The sequence below is a fragment of the Nitrosospira multiformis genome (assembly GCF_003050865.1).
In the GTDB taxonomy this organism is placed as follows: Bacteria; Pseudomonadota; Gammaproteobacteria; order Burkholderiales; family Nitrosomonadaceae; genus Nitrosospira; species Nitrosospira multiformis_E.
Genome location: NZ_QAOK01000024.1, coordinates 1 through 13,124, shown reverse-complemented (window position 1 = coordinate 13,124; position 13,124 = coordinate 1). Strand labels below are relative to the sequence as shown.

Genomic DNA, 13,124 nt, shown 5'->3' with positions numbered 1-13,124 from the left:
TCATTAAATATATTACGATTTAGCCTTTCGTTCGTTGAATACACATTCCTTCAGCATATGAGCCTGATCGTTGCCGGTCGAATCGTTCCATTGACCAAGGATCGGAAGGTTGCCCAAAGCGAGAATGCAAGCTTCCAGGGCAGGGTATGGATCGGCGATGACGACCGTATTGCTGCGGTATCGAGGGGTACAGCAGGTGCAGTGACTATAACGAATTCAGGGCGCTCTGCTGAATTCGATAATGCTCCTGTGGTGGATGTGGGTAATGATCTCGTCGTTCCCGGGTTTATTGACCTGCATAGCCATCTCGCCTACGCGCCGCTACCCCTCTGGACCGAGCCCGATCGCACAGTACCGTTCCAGCATCATGACATCTGGCCTACACGGCCGACTTACGCGGAAAGCATCAGTTGGCCGGCGTATGCGTTTATCGAGGCTGCACCCGCAGAATTGCTCGCCTACGCGGAAATCCGCGCACTGGTTGGCGGCACCACCAGCATACAAGGTTCTCCACCCAGCAATCGCCCTTTGGACGGCTGGCTGGTGCGAAATATCGAAGATGAAACGCTCGGTGGAGAAATCGGACGTCATCAAGTGCTTGCATCGACGCTCACCCTCAAACCCGAGCAACTTGGCGCGCGCGCTATCAGCATGCGGCAGGGCGCAACCTTCATTTACCATTGTGCAGAAGGTCGTCCCGATTCGATCGTCCAGCGTGAATACCGCGCTGCCCACGCTGCGGGATGCCTGCAGCGCAGGCTGGTCGCCATTCATACCAATGCTGTCGACTCCGCTTCATACGATACCTGGAGCGATCCGGGTGCAATAGTCTGGTCCCCATTCTCGAACCTGTGGCTGTATGGCACGACCACTGATGTTCCGTCAGCATTGGGACGGGGGATCAGCCTCTGCATAGGATCGGACTGGGGCCCATCCGGGACACGAAACGTACTCGGTGAATTGAAGGTCGCTTCCCTGGTAAGCGAAGCGAAAGGATGGGGATTCTCTCCCTTCGATCTCGTCAAAATGATTACCGCCAATCCGGGGGATGTGCTGGCCGAAGCATGGCAGCGGCATGCGGGGCGACTGCAACCCGGAGCACTGGGGGATTTGGTTGTAATTGCCTCCGATGCGGAAGCGGCTTCGCGGCCCGACCCCTTCAAAAGCATTCTTCGCGCTACCGAAGCGGACGTGCGTCTGGTGGTGGTAAATGGAAAGCCGCTTTATGGAACTGAACAACTCATGCAGCAGGCGAGCGCAGCGCAAACGAGCAGGATATCCGTAAATGGCGAAACGCGGCGTCTTGCCCTCACCCGATTTGAGGGTAATGATGAGCCGTGGTCTTATAAGGATGTTCTAAAACGGCTGGAAGAAGTCCGGGATGATCCCAAGGCAACGATCGAAAGCGCGCGGCGCCTTGCATTTGCCGCCATTCGCACCGGCGCGCCGCCACCATTACGCCTTGCTCTCGATATGCCCACTGGTCGGGTACCTGTAGGCGGCTTGCCAAAAGATTTATCGAAGATCATTGTTCCGCCCATCCAGCCGCTTGAGCATGACGAAGCATTCTTTGCCTCGATTCACGGGCGCGGGTTTCACGAGGGGTTGCTCGATGGGCTCAGCGAGTTTTACAGCTGATTTTCAGGGTTGATTCGCATGGATGATCAGCACGCTGCTGCCTCTCTTCTTCAGGCCCAGACAGGGCAGCTTCTAAGCGATTTCCTGCTTGGCGAATCTCCAGGCGGCGAACCGAGGAGAAGGGAAAGGGGAGGGGGACGGGGACGGCGACCTGATTTTCGGATTCCCAAAGCACAGGTACTGGACGGTGGAGAACGTTTACAGATTATTGATACACTGATTGCCGTGATCGGCGGTGTCTATTGTCATCTTCCCCAGAAACGCGCCGCCTACGCGCTTGATCCGGTACAGGCATTGCAACTGCTGCGCGCGCAAGTGGTCGCGTTATCGGAAGGAGAGTTTCACTTGGCGCTGACCTCGATCATCTCGGGTTTGCGCGATGCGCACACACGCTACTCAGGGCCTGCCGCAAAACAGGGAGCGGTAGCAGCGCTGCCTTTCCTGGTGGAGCAGTATGGTCCCTATGACGCCCCCACCTTTGTCGTATCAAAAGTATCAGCACCCGAGCTGATAAAGGATGCCAGATTTAAATCAGGCGTGATTCTGGAGAGCTGGAACAGCATACCCTTTGCTCGCGCCGTCGATCTGCATGCGGACCGGGAAACCGGTGGTCGCCCGGATGCGCGGCGCGCAAGAGCCCTGGAATCTCTTACTTTCCGCGCGCTGGAGTGCGGACCGCCGCCGGACGAGATGGCAGTGGATATCGCTTACCGCGCCCCACCCCGAGGAACGCTACGGGAGACACGAATCCCGTGGCGGGTCGTTCAGCCCGAGCGCGCCCAAATCAACCATCAGCCGGGTTCGCGAGCATCGCGCTATATTGCCGCTGATCCGGCGGCGGAAGCCGTGCGCCGCACGAAGAAGCTCATGTTTTCCGGAAACGTATGGGAGGCCGACCGTAGCGGCACTGCCATCGCACACGACGAGAAGCGGGTAAAGTGGATAAGAACCCGGTTTCAGGATGCATTGGCAGCGCGTATCGTCAAAAACAGCTCATCCGGTGATCTGGGCTATTTGCGTATCTGGAGCTTCGATGTCGAGGATGACGATGCATTCATCGCCGAGGTAATGCGCCTGCTGGATATATTGCCTGACAATGGCCTGATTCTTGACCTGCGGGGTAATCCCGGCGGGCTGATCTGGGCAGCGGAGCGCTTACTGCAGCTCTTTACCCCAAACACTATAAAACCGGCACGCTTCAGCCTGCTTGCTTCCCCCATGACGCGGGCCATGGCATCCAGTCCTTTCAATCGTATGGAGTTTGAAGCATGGCTGCCTTCCCTTGAGGCAGCAATCGCAACAGGCGAACCTTACTCGCAACCCCTGCCGTTGACGGACCCTGCCTGGTGTAACGATATCGGCCAGAAATACGGCGGACCTGTCGTATGTGTTGTCGATCCAAATACTTATTCAGCGGGTGACTTATTCGCCGCGGGTTTCGTGGATAATGAAATAGGTCCGGTAGTTTGCGTGGGAGAAGCGACCGGTGCAGGCGGAGCAAATGTCTGGACGCATTTTGACTTGCGCGAAGCCCTGCGGGGAACATCCTTTGAGCTGAGTGTACTGCCCCCGGACGTGGGATACACTCTCGCAATCCGCCGGGCGCTGCGCTGCGGGGCTGCTGACGGGTTGCCGATCGAAGACCTGGGCGTTCCCGGAATCGCGTATGAAATGACACTTGACGATCTGCTCCAAGAAAACCGGGACTTGATCGCATTTTGCGCCGGCCTTCTTTCCGGAATCCCGCGTACAGTGATGAAAGTGCAGATTGACGAGCGTACCGTGAGCATAACAACAAGAGGGCTGGATGAACTGGAAACTTACATGAACGGACGCCCGTTTGAAGCAGTGCGCCGTATCAGCGATGGAGCCCATCAACTGCCCCGGCCTGATGCGGAAATAATCGAGTTTGTTGGTCGTCGCAATGGCGAAATCTGCCAGCGGCGAAGGCTGGGGTTAAATGCCGGCTGAGGTGGCGTATTCACAAGGGGGGACTGGAGAAGTCCCCACGACCACGCAAACCACGCAACTGGAAATCCTCGACTGGCAAAGTGTTTTAGCTGCGGATGCAGCGACCGTAGGCGGCAAGGCATGGCATCTCGCACGGTTGAAGCAATTGGGGCTGCGGGTGCCGGAGGGACTGGTTATCCCGGCTGGATGGCGACCCTTGCATGACGATGAGGCGATCCCTCCCGCGATCCCTCCCGAATTGTCGGCAGCATTGCAAAAGGTTCTTGCTGCCCGTGGCTGGTTGAATCAGCCGTTGGCAGTACGCTCTTCGGCTGCCGGTGAAGACTCAGCGACGGCCTCGTTCGCGGGCATTTACCGTACCTGCCTGAATGTGTGCGGTATCGAACAGGTACAGCTCGCGGTCCAGGAGGTATGGACTTCGTTATCCTCCCTCACCGCTATTGCTTATCGTCAAAGACTGGGGCAGGACGCATCCATGCCAGGCATGGCAGTAATCGTCATGCCGCTGCTGCCTGCCATTGCTTCCGGCATCGCCTTCACCTGTGATCCGATTACCGGACGTGACGACAGGCTCGTCATCCACGCGCAATGGGGGTTGGGTGAATCGCTGGTCGGGGGACAGGCAACGGGCGATGAATATGTTTTTGGCGAAGATTTGCTCGATGATCACTGGGTATTGTTGCACGAGCAGATCGGCAGCAAGGCGGCCAAGGCAGTCGCGCGGCCGGAAGGCGGAACGGCAATGGTCGCGACATCCCCCGCCGAAGCAACGGGATCCGTTCTTTCATCCGATCAAGCGCTAACCCTGGCTGAAATGCTGCGGGACGCAGCGGTGGCCCTGGACTTCACCCATCCATTCTATGACCTGGAATGGGTATGGGACGGCGAACGGTTCTGGCTGACCCAGGCCCGGCCAGTGACTGCCCGGCCCCATTACACCTATCCCGCGCTGCAAACGCAGCCGACCTACTGGACGCGTGGCAACACCTGCGAAGTAGTCCCGGAGCCGCTATCCCCGATAGACTGGTGCAACGCACGCAGGCTTGTTAACGAACTGCTCACACAGGGTTACATTCTGGCGGGTTATCCATTGCTGCCAGGATTGCAGCGTGCGGGACTTTTCCACGGCCGCCTTTATTTACAGCTTTCCCTGTTGCAATGGGAAGTTTTCGATGCATTGGGTGTGATTCCCGAGCTGACGAATGCGCTGATCGGCGGCAGGCAGCCGGAAATCACCCTGCTGCCCACAAGTCCTGCCGACGGCTTTGCACGCTTGCGAAGGGCGTTGCGTTATATGCTGCGCTCTCCAGCTCAGCGCCGCCGCGGCCAGCGGGCTGTAGAGCGCGCCATGGCCGAGGCGGCTCAATGGCGCAAGCAGCCGCTTCCCAAGGACGCGACAGGGCTGCGCGCTGAAATTCTCCGTCATTTTCACGTCGCCCGTAGTGCGGCCGATCTGTTTTTCTTGCAGGGCTCAGGTGGCGGAAGCCTGACAATGCTGGTCGAGCAGTTGGATAAGTGTTTTCCGGGTGAAGGATATGCATTGGCTACTGCTTTGCTCGCAGGCGGAGAGCCGAGCGTTACCGCCCGCCAGTCGTATGAGCTCATGGCTCTGGCGCGTTTGTGGCGGGAAAACAAGGAGAGTGTGGAAGCTTCCAGTCATCTTCTGCATTCGGAGAACCCCAGGTTTCAGGATGCCTTCAATGAGTTTCTTGAGCGTTACGGGCATCGTGGATTGTATGAAAGTTACTTCCGGAATCCGAGGTGGCGGGAGGCGCCGGAATATTTATTATCACAACTGGAGCAACTGGCCGAGGTGGACGAGGCGGCATTGCAAGCTCGGCAGAAAGCAGCCGTGGCTGAAGCGCTGGCGCGCATCCGATCCGGCACCCCGTTTTGGAAACGCGCATTTATCCTGAAACTGGCAAAAGCAGCGACGCAGGAATGCAACCAGCGTGAAGCTGCACGCAGCGCCCTGACAGCACTGATGGAGCCGGGACGCAATCTGCTGCTCGCAGCCGGACGCTATCTGGTTGAACGGGGAGTGCTGGTGCAGGAAGCGGATATTTTTCAACTCATGCTCTCCGAGATATTGCGTGTGCTGGATGGCGATATTCCCGAGGCCGGCGTAAGAGCTCGCGTGAGCGAACGGAACAGGCTTTTCGAACAATGGTCGCGGGAAACAGCACCGGATGTTCTGGTCGAGGCTTCGAGGTATTCAAGGCAGGGCTGGCAGGCACATGAGTCCGCCTCAGCCACAGCCTCAAATAATTCACCTCGCTACCAGGGCATACCGACCGGCACAGGCTTGGCGAGAGGTAAAGCGCGCCTTTTGCTCCACCCGTCCGACGGCTACAAATTGCAGCAGGGTGATATTCTGGTTGCTCCCTCCACTGATCCCGGCTGGACGCCGCTTTTCCTAAGAGCGGCAGGATTGGTTGTAGAGACGGGCGGTTATCTCTCGCACGGAGCAATCGTTGCCCGTGAGTTTGCTATCCCCGCCGTCGTTAACCTGACAGGAGTGTTGGCCGAACTGAAGGATGGGGATAGAGTGGAAGTCGATGGCATGAGTGGCGTGGTGACGTTGCTTGAACGAAATGGACAGTAACGGACCGCCATGACATCTGGCACCGATTCAGAACTCCTGCTCTGGGATGCTTCTGAAAATCCCCCACGGCTGAATGTGCGTGGCAACTGGACACTCGAAAACTATGCCGCGCTGGGCGAGCAGATCGCCCTGCTCCGGCACCGTTCAGGGGGGCTGGCCTCAGCACGGCGCAACGTAGACCTGGGCGGGCTTGCGGCACTGGATACCGCGGGTGCCGCACGCCTTTACGAACTGCTCGGCGCGGAACTCGCGGGAGAGCTTGCCGTTTCCAGCCCGGCATTGAGCCGCGAACGGAGCGCGCTGCTGCTAACGGTAGCCAACGCAATGGAGGCTGCCGGCGAGGCATCCGAAAAGCGGCAGCGTGGCGCCTTTATCGATATATTCGGTCACGCCGGAGTTGCGCTGGATATTTTCCGGCTGGAAATACTGGCACTGCTGGGCTTCATGGGTTTCACGCTCGATGCGCTGGCCCGGGGCCTGTTGCATCCGGCACGCTGGCGCATCACATCGGTCGTGGCGCAAATCCACGAAACCGGCCTGAATGCCGTACCCATAATCGCCCTGCTCAATTTCATGGTGGGCGCCGTAATCGCCTTTCTGGGCGCAACCGTGCTGGCCAATTTCGGGGCAAGCATCTACACCGTCAATCTTGTGACCTTCGCCTTCCTGCGGGAGCTGGGCGTCCTGCTTACCGCCATCCTCATGGCTGGCCGCACCGCAAGCACGTTCACCGCTCAGCTCGGCTCCATGAAGATCAACGAGGAGATCGACGCAACACGCGTGCTGGGCCTGAACCCCGCCAACCTGCTGGTGCTGCCGCGCGTGCTGGCATTGTTCGTATCCCTGCCTATCCTCACCTTCGTAGGGATGATCTCGGGAATCCTGGGCGGCGCGCTGGTCTGCGCTCTGCAACTGGATATTTCACTGGCGATGTTCCTCACCATTTTTCAGGATCAGATCGAGCTGCGGCATTTCCTGGTAGGTATGTCCAAGGCGCCCGTATTCGCCTTCGTGATCGGGGTCATCGGCTGCCTCGAAGGGCTCAAGGTCAGCGGCAGCGCCTTGTCCGTGGGACAGCATACGACAGCCAGTGTGGTACATTCCATATTCGTCGTTATTTTTCTGGACGCAATGGCGGCCCTGTTTTTCATGGAGATGGGATGGTGACGGACGAAGCGCTGTTTCCGCGGAAAGCCGGGCTGGCGAGTCCTGACAACCAGGCAACCGACACTTCGGCGCGAAGCCGTGAAGCGATTATCCAGGTGCGGGGTCTGACCAACCGTTTTGGCAAGCAGCTCGTGCACGACAAGCTGGATCTCGACGTCCATCGCGGCGAGATCCTCGGCGTCATCGGTGGGTCCGGCTCGGGCAAATCAGTCCTGCTGCGCTCTATCGTTGGCCTGCAAACACCCGCTGCGGGCAGCGTGCGTATTCTCGGTACGGATCTGCTCCAGCTCGCACCCGAACAGCGTGGGTCACTGGAGCAGCGCTTCGGTGTGCTTTTCCAGGGCGGGGCGTTGTTTTCCTCTCTGACCGTCGTGGAAAACATTGCGCTCCCGCTCATCGAAAATGCCGGCCTCACCCGGGCCGATGCCGAGCACCTGGCGATCGTGAAGCTGGCGCTCGCCGGCTTGCCGGCGAATGCAGCCACGAAATATCCATCCTCCCTGTCGGGAGGCATGATCAAGCGGGCGGCGTTGGCGCGCGCGCTTGCGCTGGACCCCGATATCCTCTTTCTCGACGAGCCCACCGCCGGGCTCGATCCCATCGGCGCGGCGGAATTCGACCAGCTCATCATCACCTTGCGCGATGCGCTGGGCCTCACGGTCTTTATCGTGACCCACGACCTCGATACGCTCTATACGATCTGCGACCGCGTTGCGGTGTTGTCGCAGAAACATGTTCTCGTGGCGGGCCCGCTCGAAACGGTCGAAGCCGCGGAGGACGAATGGGTGCAGGAATATTTTCACGGACCACGCGGACGCGCCGCCAGCCATGCGGCGGAGACGAGCGATACGGTGGTCAGAGCCAGAGAGATAAGGAGATAGCCAATGGAACCGCGCGCGCACCATGTACTGATCGGATTCTTTACCGTTATGACGGTAACGGTCGCACTGCTGTTCACCCTGTGGCTGAGCAAGGCCTCGGGCGACTCCATGCAGCGCTACTACACCGTGGTCTTCAATGAAGCAGTCAGGGGTCTCTCCATAGGCAGCGCCGTTCAATACAGCGGCATCACGGTCGGTGACGTGATCAATCTCGCGCTGGACCCGCGAGACCCTCGCAAAGTGATCGCGCGGGTGCGCGTGCAGGGCAACACGCCGATCAAAGAGGATACCCAGGCACGGCTTGCGCTAACAGGTATCACCGGCAATTCGGTGATCGAATTCAGTGGGGGATCGCCCGACAGCCCCGATCTCGCGGCAAAGGATGACCACAAGGACCCGGTCATCGTGGCCACCCCATCGCCCATCGCCAAACTGCTGGAGCACAGCGACAACATGATGGCCGATGTCACCCAGCTGGTGATGCGGGCCAAAGAGATTCTTTCCCAGGAAAATGCCCAGCGGCTGAGCAGGATGCTGAAGAACCTGGAGCAGACGACCGGGGTGATCGCCAGCCAGAACGATAACGTGCGGGGAATCGTGGGCGAACTGGCTGCCGCCAGCGCACAGGCGAATTCCGCCCTGCGGGAAGCTACGCAACTGATAGTGGCAACGAACACCCTCGTGAGCGAGAAGGGCGCTCCAACTCTTGGCAACCTCGATCGCGCCACAGCTTCTTTGGCGAAGGTCAGCGCGTCCGTGGATCAGTTGCTGCTGGAGAATCAGGCGGCGTTGAGCGGAGGCATGCAGGGCATGAACGAACTGGGGCCTGCCCTGCAGGAACTACGTTACACCATGTCTGCACTGGCAAGAACCGTACGCCGGCTCGATGAGAATCCTGCTGCCTACCTCACAGGGCGGGAAAAAATCGAGGAGCTTGAACCATGAACCCACCGCTGGGCGCGAGCTATTTCCGTCTGCACCTGCTCCGCTGTTTCGGGATAGCGACGATACTTCTCTTCGTGTCCTCATGCTCGATATTGCCTGCGACCGAAAACCTGGAAATCTACCTACTGCCTGCTGCCGAGTCTGCCTCCCATTCGTCCGGCGACTCCCTGCCCTGGACGCTGCGCCTTGCAACACCCTACAGCAGCTATATCACGGACAGCCCACGCGTGCTGGCGCTGCGCCAGGGTAACCAGCTCAGTTCGTACAAGGGCATTCGCTGGAGCGATCCCGCGCCGGTTCTGCTGCGCAACCGGCTGGTAGCGGCTTTCCGGACAGATGGCAGGTTCAATTCCGTCAGCAACGGCAACAGCAGCAACAATCTTGCTACCGACCTGGAGCTTGGTGGCGACCTGAGTGCATTCCAGGTGGAGTACACAAATGACGGGCCGCAGGCCACCATCCGCTTCTACGCCACCCTGTCGCAGCCGTTGCGCAATCGCATCGTGGCAGCACGCAGCTTCGAAATCAGCGAACCCGTGCAGAGCCGGGGTACATCGGAAATCATTACGGCTTTCGGCCTGAGCGCCGACAGACTCGCCGCGGAGATCATCGACTGGACAGTGCAGCAGGGCATGGTCCTGCAAACCGAAGCAAAAAAATGAGTCTTGAGCCAGAATAACAACATTCAGGCATTTCTACTGTGTCACCTGGAAATGTCCCCTGGATTTCCTGACGGAGCCCGTTTCGCCCCGCTCATTGCCTTGAGATAGACAATAATTTCACCCGCAACCTTTTCCCTGTTCGAAATTTCTTCCGCAAGCGCCGGCATGTGGGTGTTGTATCGAATGGTTTGCGGCGCCAATATCCAGCGCTTGAGGTATTCGGGCTTGATGTACTCCACGACGCTTTCCGGATAATTGAGTTCCGGCGCCTTGCCGCCCCCGTCCCCGTTTATCGTGTGGCACGCCGCACACTGCGTGCGGAAATGATCAAACCCCCGCTGCACGTCTTCTGAGGATCCAGATGGTGGAAGCATGTTCGGAAACCCTTCTTTCATCTTGAGGTCGATAGTCTTGATCTGGTAGGGCATATCAGATACCCATGTCTCCAGCAACTCCTTTGAGCCGATATTATCCCAAACCAGGTAGAGCGGACCGAGCGTTACAGCTTCCTCGTTCTGCAGCTTGTTGGTCAATGTGAATGGTCCCTTGTTCTCATTGGCAAAGGCGAAATAACCATCATGATGCAGGAATCTTTTTACAGGCACGCTCGGCTGAAATCCATCGATCGCAGTAAAGACGATTTCCCGTGCTTTTTCCCAATCCTTGCCGAACACCTCATCGAATATCGCTCTTGCGGGGAGTGCGCGATAAACCCGATTCCGCCGCTCATGCGGCTCGAACACCTCGAGCGAGCGTTCACGGGTGATAGCGCGAAGATCATCCACGGAGATAGTCTTGACAGCTTTGCCCTCTTTTTTGAACTCCACCTTATCGGGATTTGCTGCAAACGATGCAACAGGAAGGGGAAGCGCAAGAAAACCTGCGGATAGCAACAGATATTGCACAGTCCTTTGAATACGCATATGCATGACAGGGAGATGGACTGAACTGTTATACCTTTTAATCAGCTGCCAGGCAAACACCTTTTTCCTGCATCGGATTCTTCTTATCTGCAGAAATCCCTTAACCGGGACACCTGGCCTCGCATGTCCGCGATTGTCTGCCGTCTGCCGTCTGCAAGCTGCTAAGTTATTCGTTGTTTCGTCTGACTGATGCGATACGGTAGCATCATTTGATTGTCTTCGTGTTCGAGGATGTGGCAATGCCAGACATACTGCCCTTCTCTGACGAAGGTCATGCGCAAGCGCGTGACTTGGCCGGGGTAGGCAATAACCGTATCCTTGCGCCCCAACTCCCAGGGTTCAGGGGATACAGGAGATGATCCCGCTTCCAGTTGGACTGTCCCACTTTCTTCATTTACAAGTATGGCCTGTCTGTTGACCAATTCGAAGGACACGGCGTGGACATGCATGGGATGCGCATCTTCCGTCGTATTGTAGAACTCCCAGATTTCCGTTGTCCCCACTACCGGGTTCTGGGTAACGGGATCCTTCCATTCTCGGGCGATGCAGGGCGCCGGACCCGCTCCAGGATCACCCTGAACGATACCTAAAAAGGCGGCGGCGGGGGACTCGCCGAAGCTTGAGGATTCCTTTTCAAGCAGCGCCAGGCGGCGGACAAATGTTTCTCGCGGGAGGGGAGGGGTATTCGGAAGCAGCAGATACTGTGGCGGCGTCGAATGGTCCTTGCCTTGAGCGGGAGTAACGTGAAACTGCATGATCAGTCCGCTGGAGCGAGGGTCCGCCATTTGAAAATCGGTGCCCGGTACTCCTCCGCCAAATGGTTCATCCGGACCGATATTTTTCAGTACATGTCGTCCGATGGGCACCCGGGTGAAATCCACAATCACATCTGCCCGCTCGGAAGGGCCCAGGAGAATGCGGTTTGCATTCACTGCCGTCATGTTTGCGGAAGCAGGAAGAAAACCGCTGTCGCCACCTATCATCCAGACCTCGATACCGGGAATGCTGTCAAAGTCGAGAATGAGAAAACGCGAGTTACAGGCATTCAACAGCCGATACCGGTAACGGGCCTGTTCAACCGTCTGGAAGGGCCATGTAGTGCCGTTTACCACCATCATATTGGCGAAAAACTCCGGGTTCCAGATAGGTGGAATATCGGTGTCAGGAATGAACGGCCCCGGAATCCCGTCAAAAAAGGCCCGCGAATGAGGATAGAAGAGAGAGCCGTCGATATTGAATGACCGATCCTGTATCACGAGGGGAATTTCACGGATATTCCTGTGCTGTGGAAGATGCGCTGGACCGTGCGGGGAAGTGGAGCGAGGCAGAATGCCGCGCATGCCGCTTCGGGCATCCCTTATCGCCCCATCTCCTTCGGGGCCGCCGCGGATGATATAGAAGCCTGCGAGGCCGGCATAGACATTTGTGCGCGTCATCCCCAATGCGTGATCGTGGTACCAGAGTGTCGAAGTCTGCATGTTGGGATAAGTGAACGTAGCGCTGCCCGGCTCCCAGGCCCCCACATCGAGGCCCGCCTCGCGATTGAAGAATTGATACCAGGTTCCAAACATGGCATATTCCGAAGGAATACCTGCCGCCGCCGGCAGGTACCACGCTTCAGGGTAGCCGTCGCTATGGCCGGCAACCCCAACCGCGCCATGCAGATGGGCGACAATCGGCACAGGTCCGCGATAGGAGGCGGGTGTAGTCTTGAAAGAGGGACTCATGTCGCGATGTGCTGTACCGCCTGGCGGGTTTGCCCAATGCAGTGTGGGATCGACCGGCAGCAAGGGCGGAAGGAAGCCGGCGGTAGCCTCATCCTTGAGGTCGTTGATCCATTTTACGATCACCGGTTCCCGCCATTTTGCCTCAATAGTGAAACCTGGGGCGCGATGAGCAAAAGATCGCCGCTTTCCAGGAAAGGCTGGACCGTATCCCCATACGGTCGTCGGAGGAAACCCGCGAGGTAATATCTGCTGGGAAAACTGTTTTACCGAAATTTCGTAATAATCCACATGGCGTCCATCCCCAATGACTTTTTTTCCAGCGGCAGGCATCGCCGGTGGAATGAAGAGTGGTGTCCGGAATTTGTCGACAAGTTCTGGGTTGAGTGACCCGCCGGGATGATCCGCTTGGGTTTCCAGGACCATTCCGAGAGTTAGTTTTCGGCGTTGGTGATCCGCTTGGGTTTCCAGGACCATTCCGAGAGTTAGTTTTCGGCGTTGGTTAAGCTGGGACGGGACTTGGAAGCCCCGCCCGGCGTACAAATTCAGCCGGCGACAGGTCATTGAGAGTCGAGTGAGGCCGACTCTCGTTGTAGTCCCGCCGCCAG

Annotated in this window: 10 protein-coding genes; 7 read left to right on the top strand and 3 right to left on the bottom strand. The window is 57.9% G+C overall.

Annotated features, from left to right (window positions below):
* Positions 1 to 57: 57 nt before the first annotated feature.
* Genes C8R21_RS11775 through C8R21_RS11745 form a run of 7 tightly spaced genes read left to right on the top strand, consistent with a single transcriptional unit; the run spans position 58 to position 9,869 of the window.
* On the top strand, positions 58 to 1,638 hold the full coding sequence (locus C8R21_RS11775; protein ID WP_107762875.1) for an amidohydrolase family protein: 1,581 nt from the start codon (positions 58 to 60) through the stop codon (positions 1,636 to 1,638).
* A gap of 18 nt (positions 1,639 to 1,656) precedes the next feature.
* Positions 1,657 to 3,609 carry a S41 family peptidase gene (locus tag C8R21_RS11770; protein ID WP_107762874.1) on the top strand — a complete coding sequence of 651 codons (1,953 nt, stop codon included), beginning with the start codon at positions 1,657 to 1,659 and terminating at the stop codon, positions 3,607 to 3,609.
* A complete protein-coding gene (locus C8R21_RS11765; protein ID WP_258192378.1) occupies positions 3,599 to 6,214 on the top strand; it encodes a PEP/pyruvate-binding domain-containing protein in 2,616 nt (871 codons plus the stop codon). Before C8R21_RS11770 ends, C8R21_RS11765 begins: the two co-directional genes overlap by 11 nt.
* Positions 6,215 to 6,223: 9 nt before the next feature.
* Positions 6,224 to 7,381, top strand: coding sequence for an MlaE family ABC transporter permease (locus C8R21_RS11760; protein WP_107762873.1), 1,158 nt, complete (start codon positions 6,224 to 6,226; stop codon positions 7,379 to 7,381).
* On the top strand, positions 7,375 to 8,262 hold the full coding sequence (locus C8R21_RS11755) for an ABC transporter ATP-binding protein (protein ID WP_258192377.1): 888 nt from the start codon (positions 7,375 to 7,377) through the stop codon (positions 8,260 to 8,262). The genes C8R21_RS11760 and C8R21_RS11755 overlap by 7 nt, the downstream gene beginning before the upstream one ends.
* A 3-nt stretch (positions 8,263 to 8,265) precedes the next feature.
* Complete coding sequence (locus C8R21_RS11750; protein WP_107762872.1) at positions 8,266 to 9,207, top strand: MlaD family protein; 942 nt, start codon at positions 8,266 to 8,268, stop codon at positions 9,205 to 9,207.
* A complete protein-coding gene (locus tag C8R21_RS11745; RefSeq protein WP_107762871.1) occupies positions 9,204 to 9,869 on the top strand; it encodes an ABC-type transport auxiliary lipoprotein family protein in 666 nt (221 codons plus the stop codon). The genes C8R21_RS11750 and C8R21_RS11745 overlap by 4 nt, the downstream gene beginning before the upstream one ends.
* Before the next feature lie 41 nt (positions 9,870 to 9,910).
* On the opposite strand, the gene C8R21_RS11740 is transcribed toward C8R21_RS11745, so the two are convergent.
* From C8R21_RS11740 to C8R21_RS16690, 3 genes are all read right to left on the bottom strand, one after another.
* A complete protein-coding gene (locus C8R21_RS11740; protein WP_258192376.1) occupies positions 9,911 to 10,792 on the bottom strand; it encodes a c-type cytochrome in 882 nt (293 codons plus the stop codon).
* 161 nt (positions 10,793 to 10,953) lie between these two features.
* Positions 10,954 to 12,942 carry a multicopper oxidase family protein gene (locus tag C8R21_RS11735; protein WP_107762908.1) on the bottom strand — a complete coding sequence of 663 codons (1,989 nt, stop codon included), beginning with the start codon at positions 12,940 to 12,942 and terminating at the stop codon, positions 10,954 to 10,956.
* Positions 12,943 to 13,018: 76 nt separating this feature from the next.
* Positions 13,019 to 13,124: integrase core domain-containing protein (locus C8R21_RS16690; protein ID WP_146162448.1), on the bottom strand; the 106-nt coding region annotated here is incomplete at its 5' end.

Coding starts and splice junctions, on each gene's coding strand:
- C8R21_RS11775 (WP_107762875.1), top strand. CDS start 58: ATGAGCCTGATCGTTGCCGGTCGAATCGTTCCATTGACCAAGGATCGG.
- C8R21_RS11770 (WP_107762874.1), top strand. CDS start 1,657: ATGGATGATCAGCACGCTGCTGCCTCTCTTCTTCAGGCCCAGACAGGG.
- C8R21_RS11765 (WP_258192378.1), top strand. CDS start 3,599: ATGCCGGCTGAGGTGGCGTATTCACAAGGGGGGACTGGAGAAGTCCCC.
- C8R21_RS11760 (WP_107762873.1), top strand. CDS start 6,224: ATGACATCTGGCACCGATTCAGAACTCCTGCTCTGGGATGCTTCTGAA.
- C8R21_RS11755 (WP_258192377.1), top strand. CDS start 7,375: ATGGTGACGGACGAAGCGCTGTTTCCGCGGAAAGCCGGGCTGGCGAGT.
- C8R21_RS11750 (WP_107762872.1), top strand. CDS start 8,266: ATGGAACCGCGCGCGCACCATGTACTGATCGGATTCTTTACCGTTATG.
- C8R21_RS11745 (WP_107762871.1), top strand. CDS start 9,204: ATGAACCCACCGCTGGGCGCGAGCTATTTCCGTCTGCACCTGCTCCGC.
- C8R21_RS11740 (WP_258192376.1), bottom strand. CDS start 10,792: ATGCGTATTCAAAGGACTGTGCAATATCTGTTGCTATCCGCAGGTTTT.
- C8R21_RS11735 (WP_107762908.1), bottom strand. CDS start 12,942: ATGGTCCTGGAAACCCAAGCGGATCATCCCGGCGGGTCACTCAACCCA.